Annotated in this window: 20 protein-coding genes and 3 pseudogenes; 11 read left to right on the top strand and 12 right to left on the bottom strand. The window is 52.1% G+C overall.

Annotated elements, in window-relative coordinates; genetic code table 11:
* Positions 1-69 precede the first annotated feature (69 nt).
* The 3 genes from AC1M2H_RS27895 to AC1M2H_RS27905 are packed head-to-tail and all read right to left on the bottom strand — an operon-like array spanning position 70 to position 2013.
* On the bottom strand, positions 70-708 hold the full coding sequence (locus AC1M2H_RS27895) for a vWA domain-containing protein (protein WP_480152155.1): 639 nt from the start codon (positions 706-708) through the stop codon (positions 70-72).
* Complete coding sequence (locus tag AC1M2H_RS27900) at positions 709-1350, bottom strand: TerD family protein (RefSeq protein ID WP_480152156.1); 642 nt, start codon at positions 1348-1350, stop codon at positions 709-711.
* Positions 1351-1374: 24 nt separating this feature from the next.
* Entirely contained in the window at positions 1375-2013 is a 639-nt protein-coding gene (locus AC1M2H_RS27905) for a vWA domain-containing protein (protein WP_480152157.1), read from the bottom strand.
* 464 nt (positions 2014-2477) lie between these two features.
* Here AC1M2H_RS27905 and AC1M2H_RS27910 point away from each other — a divergent pair, with 464 nt between their 5' ends.
* The 6 genes and pseudogenes from AC1M2H_RS27910 (at position 2478) to AC1M2H_RS27935 (ending at position 9315) form a co-directional block, all read left to right on the top strand.
* The gene (locus AC1M2H_RS27910; protein WP_480152158.1) at positions 2478-3683 is read left to right on the top strand and encodes an IS256 family transposase; all 1206 of its coding nucleotides are present in this window, start codon (positions 2478-2480) and stop codon (positions 3681-3683) included.
* A gap of 287 nt (positions 3684-3970) precedes the next feature.
* Positions 3971-4300, top strand: coding sequence for a hypothetical protein (locus tag AC1M2H_RS27915; RefSeq protein WP_480152159.1), 330 nt, complete (start codon positions 3971-3973; stop codon positions 4298-4300).
* Positions 4301-4465: 165 nt separating this feature from the next.
* Positions 4466-5139, top strand: a protein-coding gene (locus AC1M2H_RS27920; RefSeq protein ID WP_480152160.1) for an IS1 family transposase whose coding sequence is annotated in 2 segments (ribosomal slippage) — positions 4466-4712 and positions 4712-5139 — 675 coding nt in all. Because the reading frame shifts where the segments join, the coding sequence is not laid out codon by codon here.
* A 43-nt stretch (positions 5140-5182) separates the two neighbouring features.
* Positions 5183-6130, top strand: a pseudogene (locus tag AC1M2H_RS27925) (IS30 family transposase).
* 330 nt (positions 6131-6460) lie between these two features.
* On the top strand, positions 6461-8635 hold the full coding sequence (locus tag AC1M2H_RS27930; RefSeq protein WP_480152161.1) for a PA5441 family protein: 2175 nt from the start codon (positions 6461-6463) through the stop codon (positions 8633-8635).
* Positions 8605-9315: a DUF3142 domain-containing protein gene (locus AC1M2H_RS27935; protein WP_480152162.1), complete on the top strand. Its 711-nt coding sequence runs from the start codon at positions 8605-8607 to the stop codon at positions 9313-9315. Before AC1M2H_RS27930 ends, AC1M2H_RS27935 begins: the two co-directional genes overlap by 31 nt.
* An 89-nt stretch (positions 9316-9404) precedes the next feature.
* On the opposite strand, the gene tnpC (AC1M2H_RS27940) is transcribed toward AC1M2H_RS27935, so the two are convergent.
* The 4 genes from tnpC (AC1M2H_RS27940) to tnpA are packed head-to-tail and all read right to left on the bottom strand — an operon-like array spanning position 9405 to position 13425.
* The gene (gene tnpC, locus AC1M2H_RS27940; RefSeq protein WP_480148900.1) at positions 9405-10997 is read right to left on the bottom strand and encodes an IS66 family transposase; all 1593 of its coding nucleotides are present in this window, start codon (positions 10995-10997) and stop codon (positions 9405-9407) included.
* A 44-nt stretch (positions 10998-11041) separates the two neighbouring features.
* A complete protein-coding gene (tnpC, locus tag AC1M2H_RS27945) occupies positions 11042-12634 on the bottom strand; it encodes an IS66 family transposase (RefSeq protein WP_480148900.1) in 1593 nt (530 codons plus the stop codon).
* A 30-nt stretch (positions 12635-12664) separates the two neighbouring features.
* On the bottom strand, positions 12665-13015 hold the full coding sequence (gene tnpB / locus AC1M2H_RS27950) for an IS66 family insertion sequence element accessory protein TnpB (RefSeq protein WP_191939720.1): 351 nt from the start codon (positions 13013-13015) through the stop codon (positions 12665-12667).
* Positions 13012-13425, bottom strand: a complete 414-nt coding sequence (tnpA, locus tag AC1M2H_RS27955; RefSeq protein WP_480148419.1) for an IS66-like element accessory protein TnpA — start codon at positions 13423-13425, stop codon at positions 13012-13014. Before tnpA ends, tnpB begins: the two co-directional genes overlap by 4 nt.
* 781 nt (positions 13426-14206) lie before the next feature.
* On the opposite strand from tnpA, the pseudogene AC1M2H_RS27960 reads away from it, so the two are divergent.
* The 4 genes and pseudogenes from AC1M2H_RS27960 to AC1M2H_RS27975 all read left to right on the top strand — a co-directional run bounded on the left by AC1M2H_RS27960 (position 14207) and on the right by AC1M2H_RS27975 (position 16124).
* Positions 14207-14426 (top strand): annotated as a pseudogene (locus tag AC1M2H_RS27960) (DUF7661 family protein).
* An 80-nt stretch (positions 14427-14506) separates the two neighbouring features.
* Positions 14507-14734 (top strand): DUF1272 domain-containing protein, encoded by a 228-nt coding sequence (locus AC1M2H_RS27965; RefSeq protein ID WP_480152163.1) that lies wholly within the window; start codon positions 14507-14509, stop codon positions 14732-14734.
* A 48-nt stretch (positions 14735-14782) separates the two neighbouring features.
* Positions 14783-15535, top strand: coding sequence for an aspartate/glutamate racemase family protein (locus AC1M2H_RS27970; protein ID WP_480152323.1), 753 nt, complete (start codon positions 14783-14785; stop codon positions 15533-15535).
* A 277-nt stretch (positions 15536-15812) separates the two neighbouring features.
* Positions 15813-16124, top strand: coding sequence for a hypothetical protein (locus tag AC1M2H_RS27975; RefSeq protein WP_480152165.1), 312 nt, complete (start codon positions 15813-15815; stop codon positions 16122-16124).
* Positions 16125-16323: 199 nt separating this feature from the next.
* Here AC1M2H_RS27975 and AC1M2H_RS27980 read toward each other — a convergent pair whose 3' ends face one another.
* Together AC1M2H_RS27980 and AC1M2H_RS27985 are read right to left on the bottom strand one after the other, a co-directional pair.
* The gene (locus tag AC1M2H_RS27980) at positions 16324-16731 is read right to left on the bottom strand and encodes a ProQ/FINO family protein (RefSeq protein ID WP_480152166.1); all 408 of its coding nucleotides are present in this window, start codon (positions 16729-16731) and stop codon (positions 16324-16326) included.
* A 360-nt stretch (positions 16732-17091) separates the two neighbouring features.
* Positions 17092-17862 (bottom strand): annotated as a pseudogene (locus AC1M2H_RS27985) (ATP-binding cassette domain-containing protein); the annotation flags it as partial.
* A gap of 168 nt (positions 17863-18030) precedes the next feature.
* Here AC1M2H_RS27985 and AC1M2H_RS27990 point away from each other — a divergent pair.
* On the top strand, positions 18031-18984 hold the full coding sequence (locus AC1M2H_RS27990; RefSeq protein WP_480152167.1) for an Rpn family recombination-promoting nuclease/putative transposase: 954 nt from the start codon (positions 18031-18033) through the stop codon (positions 18982-18984).
* A 144-nt stretch (positions 18985-19128) separates the two neighbouring features.
* On the opposite strand, the gene AC1M2H_RS27995 is transcribed toward AC1M2H_RS27990, so the two are convergent.
* The 3 genes from AC1M2H_RS27995 to AC1M2H_RS28005 all read right to left on the bottom strand — a co-directional run bounded on the left by AC1M2H_RS27995 (position 19129) and on the right by AC1M2H_RS28005 (position 21090).
* Entirely contained in the window at positions 19129-19905 is a 777-nt protein-coding gene (locus AC1M2H_RS27995) for a site-specific integrase (RefSeq protein ID WP_480152168.1), read from the bottom strand.
* Between the two features lie 50 nt (positions 19906-19955).
* Positions 19956-20723, bottom strand: coding sequence for a hypothetical protein (locus tag AC1M2H_RS28000; protein WP_480152169.1), 768 nt, complete (start codon positions 20721-20723; stop codon positions 19956-19958).
* 67 nt (positions 20724-20790) lie between these two features.
* Positions 20791-21090, bottom strand: coding sequence for a hypothetical protein (locus AC1M2H_RS28005; RefSeq protein WP_480152170.1), 300 nt, complete (start codon positions 21088-21090; stop codon positions 20791-20793).
* Between the last annotated feature and the right edge of the window lie 277 nt (positions 21091-21367).

Genomic DNA, 21367 nt, shown 5'->3' on the forward strand with positions numbered 1-21367 from the left:
TACGTCCACTTCATTGATGGACTGAAACGATGTATGGCAAGGTTGTCCTCCTGCCATACCGGTTAGTACTTAAAGGACCAGCTGTATTTCAGGTGGAGGAGGGGGAAGCGTGTCTGAGGAAGCATTTACCCCGGCACTCGAACTTCCTGATGCCACACTTGCGCTGACCCATTTGAAAAAGCCAGAAAAGGCTGTCGAATCCAGCGTCTCCAGCGCTACAACTTTGTCAGTCAGTTGCTTAAGATGTTCATGCCCAGCTTTAGGACCAACAGCACAGGCGATGATGGATCCAAATGAACGGTGATGAACCTCTTTAACGGCTTCACCAAAAGCCCAAGCATCAGAAGGCGTGCCATCAGTCATCAGGAAGACCAGCGGTCGCCAGTCACCTTTTTGCTCGCCATCAGACCGGCGGATGTCCCGGTCTACACAACTCATCAGGCACTCCAGTGCAGCTCCCGTAAATGTCCCTCCCGCACTGGGCACCTGAATGTCCATAAACTGAAAATCAGCCAGAGCTGTCAGAGGGACATATTCCCGGGCTTCATTGTCAAATGTGATGATAGAGATATGGACACTTTCCAGCGCGTAGGGGTCCTGTCGCAGGGCACTCAGCATCGCCTGAACACCGACATTCACTGAATGTATTGATTCGCCACGCATCGAGCCAGAAGTGTCGATAAGGAGATAAACAGGTAGTCTGCGCATTTAGATATAATTCCTCAGATGGCTGACGAAGGAATCTGTGGTTGACGGCTCACCGATCGCATTCAGTTTCCAGCCGGTTGGTTCACGAACGAGTTCAGCAAAGACCATCGATCGCTGACCATTAAAGGACGCGCCTCCTGAAAGGTCAAACCGGGCCATTTCGATATTTCTTCCATCCACCGCCCGGATAAATGCATTACGTACTTTACCGAAGTGCTGCTGTAATTTTTCGCCGTTGTAGATTTGAACAATGAAGACAATTTTTTCATACTTCGGATCGAGACTATTTAGTTTTGCAATTATTTGCTCATCGTCTCCGTCTCCGGCACCTGTCCGGTTATCGCCAGTCAACCAGATTTGCCCAGACTTATGGCGAAGACTGTTAAAAAACACAATATCGCCATTAACTAGCGTGGGTTTACCGTTTTCAACATTTCCGAGGTCAGTAACCTTTCCGGCATCGTTGCAAAGGAAGGCGATGACATCAAGGTCATACTCTTCCTCTTTTTTACCGAAAAGCCCACCGAGAAGACCTTTTTTTTCTTCGTTAATATCCCAGCCAAGACCGATAGTGACCGAAGAAAGATCGAACTCATTTTTACGCAGGCTAACGCCTTGCCCTTTTCGTAAGCTGACTGTCATGGGATCCCCTCTATTATTAATATCTTATAAAACTACGTTCACTTCTGGCGGTGGTGGAGGTAAATCATCAAGACCGATAACCTCTTTCTTACCTGCGTCAACTTTCTGACTTCCTACAGAAACACTCGCCGATACCCATTTGAAGAACGCTTTGATAGAAGAGCTGTCAGCGGTATCGAGCTGTAGGACGATTTCTGTAATTTCTTTCAGTACACTGGTGTCCGCATCATGGCCTGCCGCGCAGGCTACAACGACGCCTTTCCTGGCTGCTTTAAAATCATTAAGGCCTTTTCGCCAGTCGTCGGTCGGAGCGCCATCAGTCATCAGGAACACCAACGGTCGCCAGTCACCTTTTGTATCTGCCGTTGTTTTCATGACTTCTGAGTCAATTCGATTCGCAATCAGAGATAAGGCTTCGCCCAGTGCAGTCGTTCCGCTCGCGGTCAAAGAGAGTAGGTTGAAACTAAGCAGATCTGTCAGAGGAACGGCCTGGTGTGCTGAGGAATTGAAAGTAATAACCGACACAAACGCTGTTTCTAAAGCATATGGGTCCTGCTTCAACGTGGTTAGCAGCGTCTGAACACCATTTTTTACAGCCTCAATGGGTTCGCCATGCATTGAACCTGATGTATCAAGCAACAGGTAAACGGGGAGTCTTCTCATTAAAATTGTTCCTTGCGGTAAATAATTGGGGAACAGTGGCACATCTGGCCGCTTTTTCTCTGACTATAGGATTTTGTATATCACGAATACCAGCCCTAAATCTGATAGTTAACGTCCAAATGACATGTCGCCGTTAACTTCTGGCTTTAGCTTGCAGCTGCGGGAGGGGGCCAGCCGGTGCAATCCATGATGCCCAACCGTTCTTTCCATATCGTTCATTATAGTAACTTTCTTTAATCGCCTTTCGCGCCAGATATGAAGCTGTATCCATGCCAAATACCGGTCATGACACAAATTTAGTGTTGTAGTATGCTTGCATATTCCGATGAATCCGACCACGGATTCCGACGCTCAGGATCAGGTAGAGTCTTAGGACGTGGTGTAAATTCGGAAGGATGGTGAGAGCCATCGGCTTATCCGGTAAGGTAATGGTTATGAAGACATTATCCAAAAGGAACAAACCGATGGCTGACAACAGCATGACATTCAGCAATACCCTGATGCAACCCGGCGGTGAGGACTTCCTGCATGAACTCACCGCATTTATGCTCAACCGCATCATGGAAGCCGATGTCACCCAGCGCATCAACGCGGAGCCCCATGAGCGCAGTGATGAGCGTGAGACCTACCGCAACGGCTATCGTGACCGCCAGTACAACACCCGGCTCGGTACGCTGGACCTGCGCATCCCGAAGCTGCGGGAAGGCTCGTACTTCCCGTCCTTCCTCGAGGCCCGCAGGCTGTCGGAGAAGGCGCTCAACGCGGTTATCCAGGAGGCGTGGATAAATGGCGTCTCCACCCGCAAGGTGGACGCCCTGGTCCAGTCGATGGGAATGACCGGCATCTCCCGCAGCCAGGTGTCGTCCATCTGCCGCGGCATCGATGAGCGTGTGCAGGCCTTCCTGCAGCGACCGCCGGAAGGGGAATGGCCCTACCTGTGGCTGGATGCGACCTACGTGAAGGTCCGCAAGAACGGCCGGGTGGTCAGCGTGGCCGTTATAATCGCCTGCGCGGTCAGCCTGGACGGTCGCCGGGAGATTATCGGAATGGGCATCGGTGAGTCAGAAGCGAAAGCGTTCTGGCTGGCCTTCCTGCTGAACCTGAAGGAACGCGGCCTGGAAGGCGTGAAGCTGGTTATCTCCGACTCGCACAGCGGGCTGAAAGCGGCAATACAGCAGGTGTTCTGTGCCAGCTGGCAGCGCTGCCGGGTCCACTTCATGCGTAATGTGATGGGGCGCGTCAGCAGGGCGAACCAGTCAGTGGTGCGCGCGGCGCTGCAACAGGTGTTCGTGCAGACCGATGAGAAAAGTGCCCATGCGACCTGGCGTGAGGTCGCCGGCCAGCTGGAAAAAAGCGCGCCGGCAGTCACGGAGATGATGGACGAGGCGGAAGCAGACGTGCTGGCGTACTTCGGCTTCCCGAAAGCGCACCGGGTGAAAATCCACTCCACGAACACACTGGAGCGTCTGAACAAAGAGGTGAAACGGCGTGCTGATGTGGTGGGCATCTTCCCCAACGAAGAGAGCATCATGCGGCTGCTGGGTGCGGTGCTGACGGAGCAGAATGAGGAATGGCTGCTGCAGAACCGTTATCTGCCACAACACACTATGGCGGAGATAGACCAGCCCACTGAAACTGAAGTAATCGAGGCGCTGCCACTCAGCGCATAACGGGCCCATTACCGGACCGGAAGACTGTAACTGAATTTACACCACCTTGACGGACTCGACCTCAGCAAGTCAGTGGTGCCGGTGTGGTAACCGACCTGATCAATGAGGTACTTGATGCCCCAGCCAGACAGATCGGCTCGTCGATCGGCGCTTTTGCAGGGAATCTTGCTGTACAGGGGTTCCACACGGCCACAAATGCTGTTAATGAGTTATACAAAGGCGTGCCGTCCTTTGTCAGCGGTATCTTTGGCCGATAATTTCTAAATGGAATTTCAAGGAGAACAGATATGCGTGAATTGACGATTCATGAAGTTGAGGATGTCAGCGGCGCGGGCATCATTCAGGATGTTCTGACATGGGGTGGCGCAGCCATTGGTGGAACAGTAGGTACCGCTGTCGGCTCGACCGCCGCAGGGCTAGCTGGTGCTGCCGTAGGTACTGTTGTACCCGTTGTCGGAAATATTATCGGCGGTGGTGCCGGAGCGGGTATCGGCGGAACGATCGGAGGCGTCGTCGGAGCGGGTATCGGCAGCGTGACTGGCCATACTGCCGGTGCAGTCATTGAAGGTGCCATCGGTGGATTCTCTGGCAGTATTTCTCATTCGCAAGCTGCCTGAACTCGTAAAACAAGCCCCGCGAATTCAGATAATAAGTGCAACGCTCGGTCATGACTTTGAAGATTGTAGTCGGAAGGGTTAACTACCGATAAGTTATCTCGTTCTTCCGGTAATGCCTTCAATCGATAGAAAACCATGATATACTACTGGTATTTAGGGTTTTCTATGGCTACCGTTACTGTTTATTGTCCTCGTTGCCATTCCGATTCTGTTTATCGCCATGGGCACAGCTGTTCCGGGCATGAGCGCTTTCGTTGCCGGTCATGTCGCCGCGTTTTTCAGCTGGCTTATACCTGTGAAGCCAGAAAACCCGGTGTAAAAGAACAGATAGTTGAACTGGCACACAACGGTGCCGGCGTCCGCGATACCGCCAGAGTTCTTAAGGTTGGTATCAATACCGTCATACGGACATTAAAAAGCTCTCGCCGTCCCGGATAACCGCTTCTCCCGTCGCTCATGCCGATGTGGCTCTTATCTGTGAACTCGATGAGCAATGGGGCTTTGTTGGCAGTAAAGCCCGGCAGCACTGGCTCTGGTATGCTTACAATACCAAAACGGGTGGCGTACTGGCTTATACCTTCGGCCCACGTACCGATGAGACATGTCGGGAACTGTTGGTCCTGTTGACGCCCTTCAGCATTGGCATGATTACCAGCGATAACTGGGGCAGTTATATACATCTGACTGGTAAAATTTTCACACAGCGCATTGAGCGAAACAATCTGCCCCTCCGAACTCGCATTAAGCGGCTGGCGCGTAAAACGATTTGCTTCTCACGCTCAGTTGAGATCCACGAAAAGGTCATCGGTGCCTTCATCGAAAAGTACATGTTCTACTGATTGGAGGCATTACCGTTCTTCCTACCACAGATGAGCGAGTAACATGAAGTACCGGCAGTTAACCGAAGGCGCACGATACCAGATTGCTCTGTTGTTTGGTGAGAAGATTAGCCTTACTGAGATCAGTAAGCGTATTGGCGTCAGTAAGTCTACTGTATCCCGCGAGGTCCGGCGGAACAGCATGGCTGGCGATTATTCGGCCGCAGAGGCTCAGCGATTGAGTGAAGACCGGCGGCGGTCGGCAGCCAGGCACTCTATCAGCCCGGACACCCTGTTCTACGTTGAGACCGGGCTGTACTGGAAGTGGAGTCCGGAACAGAGCAGCGCTATCTGTAAGCGCATTGGCAGCCCTGTCAGCCACGAGTGAATTTACCAGCATGTTCAGGCAGATAAAGCCAATGTTGGCGAACTGTATAAGCATCTGCGGCAGGGTAAGCGCCGTTACCGCAAGGGCTACGGGACAAAGCGCGGTCGTATACCGGACGCGGTATCTATCGAGCAGCGCCCCGCCGTGGTTGATGAGCGTAGCCGCCTGGGTGACTGGGAAGCTGACCTTGTGCTGGGTACCCAGGGTACGGGCGCTATCGTGACGCTAGCCGAACGTAAGAGCCGTAACTATCTGACTAAAAAAGTGTTCTCCAAAGAGGCAGGTGAAGTCAGCAGCGCCATTATCTCGATGCTGAGTAGCTATAAAGATGTTTGCCACACCATCACGTTCGATAACGGCGGTGAGTTAAGTGAGCACTGGGCAATAGCGGAAGCGCTGGAAGCGGAAACCTACTTCGCGCACCCGTATGCATCGCATGAACGGGGGCTGAACGAGAACAAAAATGGCCTGCTACGGCAGTTTATCCCGAAGGGAACCGACCTGCGGACCGTGTCAGAAGATGATTTACAGCACTACCAGAACTCGCTGAACAGCAGGCCACGCAAATGTCTCGGGTTCAGGCAACCTTCGGTGGTGTTTGCAGAGCTAAGAATGGCGGCTTAGCGTTGCACTTCGGAGTTTAATCCGCCAAGAACATAATTAAGTCCGTTAAACCCCCGGCTTTGCCGGGGGACTCCGAAAGGTTTGACCTTTAAGTCAGTCGCGCGAATCTGAAATCTCCGCCAGGAGATTTCAGATTCGTGATGAGAGACTATCAGAGCTTAAGCCATACGAAATGGGACTATACGCAATCAGGAACGAGAAGACGAATGATACGACCAGATGAAACTGAACGTATAGCAGCCGCCCTGGGCGGCTCATGGTTTGTCAGCGCCTTTGAGGCGCTCACCCTAAAGCCTCCGGCTCTGCCGGAGGATACTTACTGAGGATAATATGAATAACGGACTTTATATTAGTGTTTTGGCACTGCTTAGCTCATTGCCGTTCAGTCAACAAGTACAGGCATCTTCAGATGAGAGCAGTTGCCCATGGGGGGAAGCAGGGTGTGTTTTTGAAAGTTTTCCGACCCTCAATACATCCAATGATACACGCGATAATTTACTCCGCCTGCTCCGTGAACGCAACGGCATACCGTTGCACCAGCAACAGGTCCCTGTGGATTTGACCCGAAATCGTAACTTCTATTTCGGTGCCCATCCTGATGGCTGGTACAGTGAGATGCAAAAAACTCAAACTGAGCCAGCGTATCTTGCCCCCTCTCCAGTCATTGCCCCCCTTAAGGCGCTTGGTCTGGATGAACTGTCAGGCAGCTATTCAGACACTGATACAGATTCACTTGATAACCGTTTTGTGTCAATGACGCCGGAATCTGATGCCAATTTCTTTAACGCACTGCTTACAGATAAAAATCTGACACAAGAACAACGTCAATCACTGGCAAAAGCAAAAATAAACGGTGTAGGTAGTACTGATTCACAAGCGGTAATTGACGTGTTAAGTTTCCCAGATGGTTCTGATGCGCAACAGTTTAAGTTGTATCTCCTGGCGGCCAGTGATTTCTATGCCGGACATTATGAGCAGGCGAAAAAGAAATGGTTGTCGCTGAAGGACTCCTCTCAGTCATGGCTTTCCGAAACCAGTAGCTACATGCTGATGCGCAATGCGTTGAATAACAGCAGCCAGAATGCCGAAGGGGAGTATGGCGATTTTGACGTAAAAAAAATTGATCAAGGGTCTGCGCTCGAAGCACTGAAATGGGCAGACGGTTATCTACAACAGTGGCCGGCAGGCCAGTATGCAGCCTCAACATTAGGTCTTAAGAGGCGGATCAATTGGTACCTGCAAAACTGGGACGAACTTGCAAAACTCAGTGAACAGGCGCTTGTAAAGACTAGAGATCCCGAAGCGCTGTCGATCCTCATCGCAGAAACTGACTCAAAGTTGCTGAGCAAGGATATGACCTGGAATTCCGGTTATTTCCTGAATGCGCCTGATTCGCCATTATTAACGTTTATTCAAACTTTACGTTTAATGCGTGATACGGAATGCAAGGGGCACCAGCCATGTGTGGATGAAGACTATTTAACGCAGATAAAACCAGTTTTTGAGGCGCCAAAGACATTGCCGTATTGGGAATATCTTGAATTGATGCTGAAATACCAGAAAAAGGATTATTCAGCCGTAATTTCTCAGATAAAACCGGTGGCAATATTACCCCAGGATGACATTTTGGTATTTAGTCGGCAGGTGCTCTATGGAAAGGCTCTGATGGCGGCAAAAAAATGGGGAAATGCCCGAGAACACTGGTCAATGTTATTACATTCAACCCAGAATATTGAGCAACAGCAATTTTTGCAAAGTGAACTGGCGGCGACCTTCGTGTTGTCAGGTAAAACTGAAGACGTTTTTGACAGTAGCAGTCAGGTGACCAGCCTGAGGTATCGTTCTTTCATATTAAAAACCCGCGCTTCGCCAGAATTGCTTCGCCAGCAGGTGAATAATGCCCCAAATGATGAAGAACGAACGATCGCACTGCATTCATTGTTGATGCATGACCTTATCACCGCCCATTACGTTGACTGGTTGGCAGATAAAAATCTGGCCGGACATATTTCCCACCCTGTGATTGGTGAGGATTTTTCAGATGTGGATTTAAGTGTGTTTGAATGGTCTGGAGAAAATACTGAGGAAGGATATTCCTGCCGGTCTCTGGAAAAAATAGTCGAGGTATTGAGCAAAAATGGAACGGACGGTCATGCGCTGAACTGCCTTGGGGAGTTTATTCGGACAACAGACGCAAAGATTAATTTGTTGAACGATGGAAACGGCAATGCAGACCTTAGCGAAGCGGTGTTGGGCAGAGATGCCGATGCTCTGACCCAACCGAGTCGGCAAGATTATTATCAGACGGTCATGACGGATCCTAAAAGTGAACCCGAGGATAAAAGTTATGCGTTGTATCGCGCGGTGATGTGTTACTCCCCGTCGGGCAACAATGGCTGTGGAGGAGAGGGGGTTGATAAGCTCAAACGCAAGGGATGGTTTACTCAGCTGAAAATGGAGTATCCGGGGAGCCAATGGGCAAAAGAGCTACAGTATTATTGGTAATCTTGCTTACCGTATGTGTGCCAGCGATGGCGAATGTTAACGCGGAAGAATACCAGGGATTTTGGCTCTGGTCCGGGGTCAGACCCTCATTGCAGATGCGAAACGCCCAGGTGGTGTATCTGCACCAGGGTGAAATTGTTTCCCGGCAGGGACATGCTGCTTTCAAGCGTATGGGGATTCCGGTTAGTTTACTGACTTTCCCTAAAATCTGGTTGACGATACGTATAACGACGACAGATATACCTGATTCTAACTGGAGACGGGTCATAACGTTGCTAGAACGCTGGAGGTCTGCGGGTAACAATGTTATAGGTCTGCAGATTGATTTCGATGCTGCCACGCAGAAACTAGATGAGTACGGAGATTTCTTAACCCGACTCCGGTCGTTATTACCAAATGATTATGCGCTGGGTGTTACCGGTTTGCTCGACTGGGCGAAGACTGGGCGTGTGGCCACGCTCAATACATTGCCTGTTGACGAACTGGTTGTTCAGAGTTATCAGGGACGGAGTACGGTTAAGAATTACGGTGCCTACTTACCTGCGTTGTCACAATTAACCATCCCATGGAAAATTGGGGTTGTTCAGAACGGCTTCTGGAATAAAGAACAGGAAAGAGTGTTGAGCAAGTCAGTGTGGTTCAGAGGGGTGGTGGTTTTTATGTTGAATTCACCAGGCTGAGTGACCAAGCTGGTGAAGTGGTTTACTGAATTTGGCCACCTGAATAGAGGTGATATCATGTAAGCGTTCAGCGAGTGCCGTATTGACGGCTATTTATTGGTGAGATCCACGTTCCAGGGCAGAAGTTCAGCCACTTTGTTGCTGGGCCACTCCGGCAGAACGCTCAGGATATGGCGTAGGTAAGCCTCCGGGTCGATGCCATTCAGCCTGCACGTACCGATCAGACCGTACAGCAGGGCTCCACGCTCACCACCGTGATCGCTCCCGAAGAAGATATAATTTTTCTTGCCAAGGCAGACAGCTCGCAGCGCGCGTTCTGCCACGTTGTTATCAGGCTCTGCCAGGCCATCATCGCAGTAGTAGCACAGCGCATCCCACTGGTTCAGGGCATATGCGAACGCCTCCCCCAGCCGGGATTTTTTCGACAGCGTTGCGCTTTTCTCCTCCAACCACACATGCAGGGATGCCAGCAGCGGCTTACTCCGGGACTGCCTGGCTGCCAGCCGCTCAGTTGCCGGGAGGCCGCGTATTTCCTCTTCTACCGCGTACAGTTCACCGATACGTTTCAGGGCTTCCTCTGCTGTGACCGTCTGAGTACTTATATAGACGTCGTGGATTTTTCGGCGCGCGTGAGCCCAGCAGGCTGCTTCTGTTAGCGGGCCGCCGTCACGCTCTGCACTGAACAACCTGTCGTAACCAGCGAAGGCATCGGCCTGCAGAACGCCATGGTAATGGCGAAGATGTTGTTGAGGATGTTTCCCCTGCCGATCCGGCGAGAAGGCGAACCACGCTGCGGGCGGGTCTGACGACCCCGCGTTCCGGTCATTGCGAACGTACGTCCAGATGCGCCCGGTTTTCGTCTTCTTTCTGCCCGGTGCCAGTACCGGCACCGGAGTGTCATCCGTATGCAGTTTGCGGCAGTCCATCACGTAGCGGTAAAGAGCCTCATCCAGCGGGATCATCAACCGGCAACAGGCATCCACCCAGTTGGAGAGCAGAGCCCGGCTCAGATCCACGCCCTGACGGGCAAAGATTTCGCACTGGCGATATAGCGGCAGGTGTTCACAGTATTTGGCCGTTAACACCCGGGCCAGCAGACCCGGACCGGCGATACCCCGATCGATAGGGCGTGATGGCGCAGGCGCTTCAACGATGCAGTCGCATCGGGTGCAGGCCTTTTTCACCCTGACCGTGCGGATCACTTTCAGAGCGCTGGAGACCAGCTCCAGTTGCTCTGCGCTGACTTCTCTGAGGTATGCCATATCGCTGCCGCAGTCCGGACAGCAGGTTTCGGCGGGCTCCAGCCTGTTTATTTCGCGTGGAAGATGGTCAGGCAGAGGACGGCGATGGCGCGACTGTCGAAGCTGACGCGGAACCTGCTGATCGTTATCCCGGCCGTTGTAACGATCGCTTTGCTGCTCCTGCTGTTTCAGCAGGGCTTCGGCGTCTTCAACCTGTCGGCGAAGTTTTTCGGAGCGGGTACCGAACAGCATCCGCCGTAGTTTTTCTATCTGTGCCCGCAGATGCTCTATTTCGCGCTCTTCGTTCTCTATTTTCTCTTCTGCGCGGGCCAGCGCAGAACGCAGGAACGACTCAGTCTCTGCAACGAGGCTGAGCCGACTGTCTTTCTGGCGAAGCGCGTCTTCCAGCGCGGCGATACGGGCGATATAGTCCTGACTCATGACCTCATTTATAAGTAAGCGTTCAGCGAGTGCCGTATTGACGGCTATTTATTGGTGAGATCCACGTTCCAGGGCAGAAGTTCAGCCACTTTGTTGCTGGGCCACTCCGGCAGAACGCTCAGGATATGGCGTAGGTAAGCCTCCGGGTCGATGCCATTCAGCCTGCACGTACCGATCAGACCGTACAGCAGGGCTCCACGCTCACCACCGTGATCGCTCCCGAAGAAGATATAATTTTTCTTGCCAAGGCAGACAGCTCGCAGCGCGCGTTCTGCCACGTTGTTATCAGGCTCTGCCAGGCCATCATCGCAGTAGTAGCACAGCGCATCCCACTGGTTCAGGGCATATGCGAACGCCTCCCCCAGCCGGGATTTTTTCGACAGCGTTGCGCTTTTCTCCTCCAACCACACATGCAGGGATGCCAGCAGCGGCTTACTCCGGGACTGCCTGGCTGCCAGCCGCTCAGTTGCCGGGAGGCCGCGTATTTCCTCTTCTACCGCGTACAGTTCACCGATACGTTTCAGGGCTTCCTCTGCTGTGACCGTCTGAGTACTTATATAGACGTCGTGGATTTTTCGGCGCGCGTGGGCCCAGCAGGCTGCTTCTGTTAGCGGGCCGCCGTCACGCTCTGCACTGAACAACCTGTCGTAACCAGCGAAGGCATCGGCCTGCAGAACGCCATGGTAATGGCGAAGATGTTGTTGAGGATGTTTCCCCTGCCGATCCGGCGAGAAGGCGAACCACGCTGCGGGCGGGTCTGACGACCCCGCGTTCCGGTCATTGCGAACGTACGTCCAGATGCGCCCGGTTTTCGTCTTCTTTCTGCCCGGTGCCAGTACCGGCACCGGAGTGTCATCCGTATGCAGTTTGCGGCAGTCCATCACGTAGCGGTAAAGAGCCTCATCCAGCGGGATCATCAACCGGCAACAGGCATCCACCCAGTTGGAGAGCAGAGCCCGGCTCAGATCCACGCCCTGACGGGCAAAGATTTCGCACTGGCGATATAGCGGCAGGTGTTCACAGTATTTGGCCGTTAACACCCGGGCCAGCAGACCCGGACCGGCGATACCCCGATCGATAGGGCGTGATGGCGCAGGCGCTTCAACGATGCAGTCGCATCGGGTGCAGGCCTTTTTCACCCTGACCGTGCGGATCACTTTCAGAGCGCTGGAGACCAGCTCCAGTTGCTCTGCGCTGACTTCTCTGAGGTATGCCATATCGCTGCCGCAGTCCGGACAGCAGGTTTCGGCGGGCTCCAGCCTGTTTATTTCGCGTGGAAGATGGTCAGGCAGAGGACGGCGATGGCGCGACTGTCGAAGCTGACGCGGAACCTGCTGATCGTTATCCCGGCCGTTGTAACGATCGCTTTGCTGCTCCTGCTGTTTCAGCAGGGCTTCGGCGTCTTCAACCTGTCGGCGAAGTTTTTCGGAGCGGGTACCGAACAGCATCCGCCGTAGTTTTTCTATCTGTGCCCGCAGATGCTCTATTTCGCGCTCTTCGTTCTCTATTTTCTCTTCTGCGCGGGCCAGCGCAGAACGCAGGAACGACTCAGTCTCTGCAACGAGGCTGAGCCGACTGTCTTTCTGGCGAAGCGCGTCTTCCAGCGCGGCGATACGGGCGATATAGTCCTGACTCATGACCTCATTTATAATGCGGTCATGCTCTTTTTACAACATTGTCAGTGAGTTAAGTCGGGCTGTTTTTGGCTGACGCCAGTCCAGCTTATCGAGGAGCATGGCGAGTTGTGAGCGGGTGATGGCGATTTTACCCTCGCGTACAGCAGGCCAGATGAACTGGCCTTCCTCCAGCCGTTTGGTAAACAGGCACAGACCGTCAGCATCAGCCCAGAGGATCTTCACGGTGTCACCTTTGCGGCCACGGAAGATAAACAGGTGCCCGGAGAACGGATTTTCATCAAGTGCATGCTGTACCAGCTCGCCCAGTCCATTGAACGATTTACGCATATCCGTGACGCCAGCAACCAGCCAGATACGGGTGCCTGACGGGAGGGATATCATTGGCTTCTCCCGGTCAGCTCGCGGAGCAGCACGGCCAGCAACTCCGGTGACGGGTTCTCAAGCGTCATTTTGCCGTGGCGGAACTCGACGCAACAGGAGGAGGCGTTCAGCGCTGAGAACTGAGCTGGCTCAGTGTTCATCCTGCCAGATGGAGTCGGATCAGGTACAACCTCAACAGGTAGTATCGTTGGTAGTGATGAAGTCACTACGGTAGCCGGAAGGCGGCGCGATATGCGGCCTTCATTCTGCCAGAGCCGCAGCCATTTGAAGATGACGTTATCATTAACGCCGTTTTCACGGGCAATCTGAGCAACGCAGGCGCCGGGACGGGAAGCCAGTTCAACCATACGGAGCTTGAAGTCATTCGAATAATTCTTGCGGGGTTCTTTTCGCCAGTATTGGGATTCCATACTTAGATGTCCGTCTGTAACAAGTGGGCGTCTAAGTTACCAGTACTGGTTTAATGGCTACATACGGCACTGGGTTTACGCTTACGATGTTTGTGGGCATCCTCCCGATCTATCAATATGCTCGGGCATTATACGTTCACGCTGCCGGAGGATATTCTGAAGGGAGAGTTGAGACCATTAAATTTCAATTCAAACAACGAATTATCTTCTTAACGTGGTTTTTTACACGGTTGACCGTCAAACCCCGACTCCGGCAGGATAAACAGGCAAACGGTGGAAACGTAACTTAACCGCGAAAGAGTTAGGCTCTACCCCGTCTCGCAGTACGATAACTGGCACCTGATAAAGTGAGTTTCTAAGGAGTAGTAAGCGGTATAGTGTGATTGCAGAGGTCTGACACTACACCCACACAATCAAGCCCCTTGCAGGGTAAGACACACAAGAAAAGAGCTTGACGATGGTCGCTACGCTCCCCGTGATTTTTATATACCCACCACGGGGGCATTAGTATTATTATGCAAAAAAAAACAGATAGCGGTAAAAAATGCTTACGATCTCTGCAATATGCCTATTCATAGCTTTGTTCATAATCAACATGATCACAGCCTCGATATCTCACCACTCAAAGTCTTTCGTGCCAATATGGCTTATTTTCTACAAGTTAAATAAGTTATCTATACCATTAATCCCAATAGCGATAGTGGTCGATATCATTCGGGCGTTCTCCTGAATCCATTTACCATAACATCTCTGTTACGCAGTTCCTGAGAGGGCGTCAATAATGCTGATCTACAATGTCTTTGGACGACACGTAGGGGTCAAACGTGAGGGTGAGCGCTGGCTGGTATTCCGTGCAGACCTGACGGAACGAAAATTTTCCCGGATTTACGACATTGCCATTCCGGACGATATGACAGAAGACGAGATCCCGGGCTGGCTGGGCGACATTTTTCATGAAGCAGCAACAGAGCATCATCTCTGATGTGAAACGGATCGAATAAGAAATTTATTCGTACCTGTCGGCTACGTAGCTTTTAACATAAGACCAATTGAGCAAACAGAAAATCGGACGGAGAAATACATGTTAGAACTGCGACCAAACTGTGAACTTTGCGATAATGATCTACCTCCTGAATCGAAAGAAGCTTTCATGTGCTCATTCGAATGCACGTTTTGTAGCCATTGCACGAAGACTAAATTAGAGGGAATTTGTCCGAACTGTAATGGTGAGCTCGTTCGAAGACCCATACGCCCTGTAGCTTCTTTAAAAAAACATCCAGCATCAACGCATCGGGTGCACTCAAAGTAGCAGTGCTATTTACCATAACATCCCTGTTGTGAACCTGATGCCTGATGTATGTATGATGAATTTTTTCCGTTATCACAGGGAGAGCGCGTAATGTCTTACAGTCTTGGGGTGTTAGCCGGTATGGGCCCCCGTTCCACCGCGCCTTTTATCGATATGTTGGTGGATGAGTGCCAAAAGCAATACGGGGCAAGATTCGATATCGACTATCCCAAAATGCATATTATTTCCTTGCCGACACCTTTTTTCCCTGACCGGGCAGTTGACGATGCCGCAATGTCCGCAGCATTGCGCGATGGCATTAGCAATCTGGTAAAAGCCGGGGTCAATTTGATCGTGGTTCCCTGCAATGTGGCACACTGCTACTTTACTGAGATGCAGGAGACCAGCGCTGGCATCCCTGTCCTGCATATTGCCGACTGTGCGCTTGAACGCCTGCCAGCCGAAACGGAGAACATCGCCGTGATTGCTACTGAGGCTACGCTTGATGCGGGTTTTTATCAGCAGCGTCTTCATCTGGCGGGAAAGCGCTGTGTCTCTTCTGACCCATTGCGCGCGATCACTACACGTTTGATAGCGCTGATTAAGCAAAACGGATTTACCTATCCTGAAGTGATAACGCAGTGGCGAAACCTGATTTCTCTGACGCAGGAAGCTGGTGCCCAAGCGCTGCTTATTGCCTGTACGGACATCAGCCCCTTACTTAAAAGCCATCCTCAACAGCATCTGTCGATTGTTGATACGGCATCAAGTCTGGCTGAAGCTGCCATTCGCAATTTTGCCAGGACTAGGTCAGCTCAGTAGCTGAATTTAAAGATGCTGGCTTGTCAGGCCGGAACATTATGTCCCCCTGACAGGCTTATTCGCATTTCTGGCACCGGATGCATTTTTACCCAGTGATCGGCAGTTTTAAATGACGGCAGCATAACCGGCACACAGGTGGCTCCCTGTACTGAGCGCAGCCGCAATTTCCGGGTGAACCGGCCAGACCTCATATTTACCATAACATCCCGATCACGAATCACACCTCCTTCAATCCCATGTTATGGTTAAAATCCTTCCACAACATGAGGATAGACATATGATTGTCAGAACATGGCACGGATGCGTACCGCTCAAACATGCAGAAGGCTTTGCAAATCATCTGCAAAGGACCGGTGTTGAACATTCAGAGGGGACACCAGGAAATCTGGGAGCGTATGTACGCAGAGAAACGCAGGGTGAATGGGAGCATTTCTTCCTGGCTACTTACTGGAAAGATCTTGATGCTGTAAAAGCATTCGCAGGCGAACAGTATCAGGTTGCAGTCACCTATCCGGACGATGAGCAATTTGAGCTGCTATCCGATCCTTACGTCTTCCAGCACGACGTGCAAGCCGTATCTTCCCTGTAGTTATTATTTGCTGGCCGCAGCCATGAGGCGGCCACATCCTCTTCTGAGTCTGCCCAGCACTCATATTTAACATAAGACCACTTGCGCGCCCCTCTAAAACGGCCTCAGCGCGGTTTTCCGCCCTCAGCCGCAAAACCACACCTTTTCTTCCCGAAAACCCGCCAGAATGGAGCTGAGCGGGTTTTACGGGGGTGCATGGTTATGCACCGGACTGACCGGCTGACGGTTTCGCCGCCTTTGCGGCCTCTGCCGCCCGTTTCCGCTTCTTTTCCTTCGCCTTCGCGTCGATGCGCTGAATCTGAAGCCGCGAATATTCCCGCTGCTCCGGAGAAACCTCCCCGGCTGGCTGACCATCAAGCCCGATGCGCGCTGAGTGCGTGCTCATCGCCCGCTGATACGCATAGCGGCAGACGTAGGCCTTTATCGCCGCCTTTAGGACCGCCGCATCAAACGGCAGCCCCCGGCGCGCGGCGTCCGCGACCAGTTCTTCAAAGATCCCCAGCTTCAGCGGGCGCGGCCTGCTGTAGCTGAAGGTATCAGGCCAGAACCCTTCCAGCAGCGCCCGGCACTCCCGCTGCTTCTGCTGCCTGTCTTCCCCTGTGCCCATGTGTCCTCCCGGCAAATTTTTTTTCGCAGTCTGACAGAAGTACCGGAAACGGTGAACGGGAACGGATTTTAATCCGGGTTCGTGAGGCGCTGGCAGGGCGTCGGGGCGCAGCCCTGACCGGGATTTTGTGTGGCGTCACATCGGTGGCGGTGGACACAAAACATTCCCTGTCCGCTTGTTTAGGTTTTGCGGGTTTCGGGCGCAGCGCCGAACCAGTCACGTAGCGCTAGCGGAGTGTATACGGGGTTTGACGGCCAATGATGAAAAAACCACGCTAAGAGGATAGTTAATTGTTTATAAAGGAATTTAAACCCCTTAAGCCATACATCCCTTTCTGCAATTGATAGCACCAATTCGGAGTTAACTCTCTCTGGACTGGGATTTCCACATGGAGGCGTAAGGGCCGTTACCCTCAAGTAAATCAGTATGAGACCCCCTCTCAGTTATCTGGCCATTTTCAAGTACCAGTATTTCATCCGCCTCTACTACTGTTGAAAGTCGGTGGGCAATAATCATTGTCGTGTGATTAATGCTGATTTCACGCAGGCTGGTCTGAATCTCGCGCTCTGTGGCTGTATCAAGTGCACTTGTAGCCTCGTCGAATATCATGATCCCTGGGCGCTTCAGAATGGCTCTGGCAATTGACACTCTCTGTTTTTCTCCTCCAGAGAGTTTCAGCCCCCGCTCGCCGACGCGGCTGTCATAGCCATCGGGCAGGCTCAGGATAAAATCATCTATCCGGGCTGACCTGGCCGCCATTTCAATATCCTCCTGAGTGGCATCAGGTCTGCCATAACCGATGTTGTATCTGATTGTTTCGTTAAAAAGAACGGTGTCCTGAGGAACAATTCCAATTGAAGCTCTGAGAGAAGACTGGGTGACATCTCTTATATCCTGTCCATCGATGCGAATGCTTCCTCCTGTTACGTCGAAGAACCGGTACAGAAGCCTTGAGAGTGTCGATTTCCCGGCTCCTGTTGCTCCCACTATCGCAACAGTTTTACCTGCGGGAACAGTGAAGCTTATCCCGTTGAGAATTTTCCTCCGGCCATCGTAACTAAAAAAGACATTATCGAACTCAATATGTCCGGCAACATTATCGAGTTTGTGGGCATCCTCCCGATCTATCAATATGCTCGGGCATTATACGTTCACGCTGCCGGAGGATATTCTGAAGGGAGAGTTGAGACCATTAAATTTCAATTCAAACAACGAATTATCTTCTTAACGTGGTTTTTTACACGGTTGACCGTCAAACCCCTGATATTATGACAGCGTCATTTTTCAGAGCATGGACCGATGAAAAAGAAAACCACCACGCCCACACCCCACGATGCGACATTCCGGCAGTTCCTGACGCAACCGGATATTGCCCGGGATTTCATGGAGCTGCATCTCCCGGCAGAGCTGCAGGCCATCTGCGACCTCAGCACACTGAAACTGGAATCCGGCTCGTTTGTTGAGGATGACCTCCGGCAGTATTTCAGCGACGTCCTCTACAGCCTGAAAACCACCGGCGGCGAAGGCTATGTTCACGTGCTTATTGAGCACCAGTCGTCGCCGGACAGGCACATGGCGTTTCGCCTGATACGGTATGCGGTGGCCGCCATGCAGCGCCATCTGGAGGCCGGGCATAAAAAACTGCCACTGGTGATACCTGTGTTGTTCTATACCGGTAAGCGCAGCCCGTACCCGTACTCCACCCGCTGGCTGGATGAGTTTGAAGACCCTACACTGGCAGGCACACTCTACAGCAGCGCTTTCCCGCTGGTTGATGTGACCGTTATTCCTGATGATGACATCGCCGGCCACCGCAGCATGGCCGCGCTGACCTTACTGCAGAAACATATTCACCAGCGGGACCTCGCTGAACTGGTTGACCGTCTGGCGCCCATTTTACTGGCCGGCTATCTGTCTTCATCCCAGGTCATATCGCTGGTACACTATATACTCCAGGCAGGCGAAACAGCTGACGCCGAAGCCTTTGTTCGCGAACTGGCACAGCGTGTGCCGCAACACGGAGACGCACTTATGACCATCGCTCAACAGCTTGAACAGAAGGGCATCGAGAAGGGAATTCGGCTCGGTGAACAACGTGGTATCGAAAAAGGGCGTAACGAAGGCAAGCTGGAAGGCAAGCTGGAAGGCAAGCTGGAAGTTGCCCGTACCATGCTCAGGAGCGGTATTGACCGCAATACTGTCATGAAAATGACCGGCCTGACCGAAGACGACCTGGCGCAGATCCGACACTGATTCATCTCTCCTGAGAACGCGTTTACTGCCCGGATGAGGCAAAGTACCTACCCGGCTTTTCATTCTGAACGCGTCGTCTGTTCAGTACTCGCTTCTGGACAGACGAGGGGTTGGACAAGCCTCCGGCGCGTCAGCCTGTAGCCGTTAACCCCGTCCTTTCAGCATCGCCACCGCCTCGGTCCCCGGCATCTGGAACTGAACCCGGTGTCGTGCCGCCACATCGAGCGCAAACACCTTCGTATAGACCTCCGTCGAGCTAATCGATTTATGGCCCATCAGGCTCTGCAAAACCTTCAGTGGTATGCCGGCATACAGCATGTGCATCGCGTAGGAGTGACGGAACGTATGGGGGGTCACCGGTACTGAGAACGTCACCCCGTCGGCCGCTGCGGCCTCCACCGCTTCGCTTAGCCAGGTTCGGACGGTACGGTCTGTGATCTCCCAGATACGCGCCTTCTCCATTCTGCCGGTGCGCTTGTTTCGTCTTTCCAGCGGAATTTTCAGCGTGGCCACCATCATCTGCAGCTGGCTGACGTACTGGTGATCGGAGAGCGGAACCAGACGATGGATCTGACTGCCTGCGGGGGCACGACCTGCCGTCCTCGCCGCTTTCTCGGTGCGCTGCTTGAGCGTGGCCAGCTGTACGAACGGATATGGCGGAGCCAGCGAAAAATCCGCTCTTGTCAGCGCCAGCGCCTCATTAATACGCGCGCCGGTGTTCCACAGCGTCGCAAGCAACATCTTGCGGTGAAGATCCGGCACGTAATGGAGCAGGGCGCTGACTTCCGGCGCCAGCAGGTATTTCGGCAGTTCATCCTGTACAAGAGCCATCTGACGCAGGGCCAGCGCGGCCGGATAGTCGATGGCAACAGGTAATGATGTGTTGCTTATTGGTATAAAACTAGTGGGGGGTGAAGTCATCGACATTACCCCGTGTGAAAATGTTCATGAATTGTGTCACGGTGGTGATTTCAGAATATGCCATCATCCGTCCTGTATAGTGCATCCTCCTGCAGAAGGGTTTCAGCTGCCACTGTAATAAATTTACGTACCGTGCCGATAGCAATCTGCACACTACCCTGGCTGATATATACAGGTTCAAGAGATTCGGACACTCCACTACGATGTACCAGTGCGTTTCGGGTCTTGATTAACCCCTCAATCTCCTGCAATGGCCATTCATGTGGCGTTTTCAGCATGGTTGAAAAATAGCGACGAATTTTTTTGTGGCTTTGAAATGTCATTTTTTCAACAAGAGCTTGGGCTCGCAAGATATAAAACTTTTCAGGAGTATCGATTTCAGGCTCCTGTTCAAACCATTTAGGATTAAGAAGTGATTTACGGTCCTCATTACGGACAAAAGCACCCGCATTCTTCAGGAATGTTTGCAGATGCGGGGGATGGCTAAGAAGTGCCCTGGCGCTGTACATTAGAAAACCGTCCAGAACACTGACGCAATGAACGTAAGCCATCCGCTCCACAATCCTGGGTTGGTTGAACTGCATCAGGCTCTCTAACTCATCCAGCTCAGTCTTTGCACCCTGCAGACGGTCAGGAATACTGGCAAGCGAAGCCTCAAAATATTGCTGCTCAGCCGCCTCTTCCATCCAGTCCTGAAACCAGCTGTATTCCTGTGCTGCCGCATCCCATTCAGGAGTTCCTTCCTCAGCATCCGGGTAATTTTCCGCAATCCATTCATCGGCGTGTTCTTCCTGCATTTCAAACAGCAGTTCTTTCATTTTTCCCATTTTTGCCTCACTGAATCTCCCGAAATCCCGCCAACGTCTTAAGATGAGCCAGGGAGGCTCAGTAATTAAAAAAATTGCAAAGGGCGATGAATTCGCCGTCGAGACGGCATGCTCCCCACGGTGGGCTACAGGGATCGTTATCAGGAGATTTATAATCCCCCATGAATTCCCAGTCTTTGCCTTTTCCTGTGAACTCAGCGACAGCCCGTCCGTTGCGCTTTAGAATTTTTGGCCATTTCCAGTTTGGGATATTATTGGCAATCAGATCAGGCTCTGTTTCACCCGTGCCAGAGTAAAACCAGAGTTCAGTGTGGCCATGTTCTTTTTCGAGCAGAGTTATCACTTCATAAAATGTCATTTCGCATCCTTGGTCATTGATAAAGAAATAGTCCCACCTCGTAATCATCTCTCCCTGACGCCCGTCCTTTCATTTCGCATTATCACTACCCGTAAAAATCACCTGCCTGATAATACGTAGACATATAACCACAACCTGCAATTACCGGACGCACCTTTTCTTCCTGATCCGACTTTTCCTTAATTAAGCAGTTTCCGGAAGTCTACCACGCCCACAAAATAATCACATCGCGGTTTTCGGCCCGGATTCGCCGTTAACGATCACCCCGGTAAAACAC

The organism is Klebsiella sp. F11 (assembly GCF_056712265.1).

What these genes read in the sequence shown, in the direction of transcription:
- AC1M2H_RS27935 (WP_480152162.1), top strand. Translation starts at nt 8,605, where the DNA reads ATGGGCAAAAGAGCTACAGTATTATTGGTAATCTTGCTTACCGTATGT.
- AC1M2H_RS27915 (WP_480152159.1), top strand. Translation starts at nt 3,971, where the DNA reads ATGCGTGAATTGACGATTCATGAAGTTGAGGATGTCAGCGGCGCGGGC.
- AC1M2H_RS27905 (WP_480152157.1), bottom strand. Translation starts at nt 2,013, where the DNA reads ATGAGAAGACTCCCCGTTTACCTGTTGCTTGATACATCAGGTTCAATG.
- AC1M2H_RS28005 (WP_480152170.1), bottom strand. Translation starts at nt 21,090, where the DNA reads ATGACATTTTATGAAGTGATAACTCTGCTCGAAAAAGAACATGGCCAC.
- tnpC (WP_480148900.1), bottom strand. Translation starts at nt 10,997, where the DNA reads ATGAGTCAGGACTATATCGCCCGTATCGCCGCGCTGGAAGACGCGCTT.
- AC1M2H_RS27980 (WP_480152166.1), bottom strand. Translation starts at nt 16,731, where the DNA reads ATGGGCACAGGGGAAGACAGGCAGCAGAAGCAGCGGGAGTGCCGGGCG.
- AC1M2H_RS27995 (WP_480152168.1), bottom strand. Translation starts at nt 19,905, where the DNA reads ATGACTTCACCCCCCACTAGTTTTATACCAATAAGCAACACATCATTA.
- AC1M2H_RS27930 (WP_480152161.1), top strand. Translation starts at nt 6,461, where the DNA reads ATGAATAACGGACTTTATATTAGTGTTTTGGCACTGCTTAGCTCATTG.
- tnpC (WP_480148900.1), bottom strand. Translation starts at nt 12,634, where the DNA reads ATGAGTCAGGACTATATCGCCCGTATCGCCGCGCTGGAAGACGCGCTT.
- AC1M2H_RS28000 (WP_480152169.1), bottom strand. Translation starts at nt 20,723, where the DNA reads ATGAAAGAACTGCTGTTTGAAATGCAGGAAGAACACGCCGATGAATGG.
- AC1M2H_RS27970 (WP_480152323.1), top strand. Translation starts at nt 14,783, where the DNA reads ATGTATGATGAATTTTTTCCGTTATCACAGGGAGAGCGCGTAATGTCT.
- AC1M2H_RS27975 (WP_480152165.1), top strand. Translation starts at nt 15,813, where the DNA reads ATGATTGTCAGAACATGGCACGGATGCGTACCGCTCAAACATGCAGAA.
- AC1M2H_RS27900 (WP_480152156.1), bottom strand. Translation starts at nt 1,350, where the DNA reads ATGACAGTCAGCTTACGAAAAGGGCAAGGCGTTAGCCTGCGTAAAAAT.
- AC1M2H_RS27910 (WP_480152158.1), top strand. Translation starts at nt 2,478, where the DNA reads ATGGCTGACAACAGCATGACATTCAGCAATACCCTGATGCAACCCGGC.
- tnpB (WP_191939720.1), bottom strand. Translation starts at nt 13,015, where the DNA reads ATGATATCCCTCCCGTCAGGCACCCGTATCTGGCTGGTTGCTGGCGTC.
- AC1M2H_RS27895 (WP_480152155.1), bottom strand. Translation starts at nt 708, where the DNA reads ATGCGCAGACTACCTGTTTATCTCCTTATCGACACTTCTGGCTCGATG.
- AC1M2H_RS27965 (WP_480152163.1), top strand. Translation starts at nt 14,507, where the DNA reads ATGTTAGAACTGCGACCAAACTGTGAACTTTGCGATAATGATCTACCT.
- AC1M2H_RS27990 (WP_480152167.1), top strand. Translation starts at nt 18,031, where the DNA reads ATGAAAAAGAAAACCACCACGCCCACACCCCACGATGCGACATTCCGG.
- tnpA (WP_480148419.1), bottom strand. Translation starts at nt 13,425, where the DNA reads ATGGAATCCCAATACTGGCGAAAAGAACCCCGCAAGAATTATTCGAAT.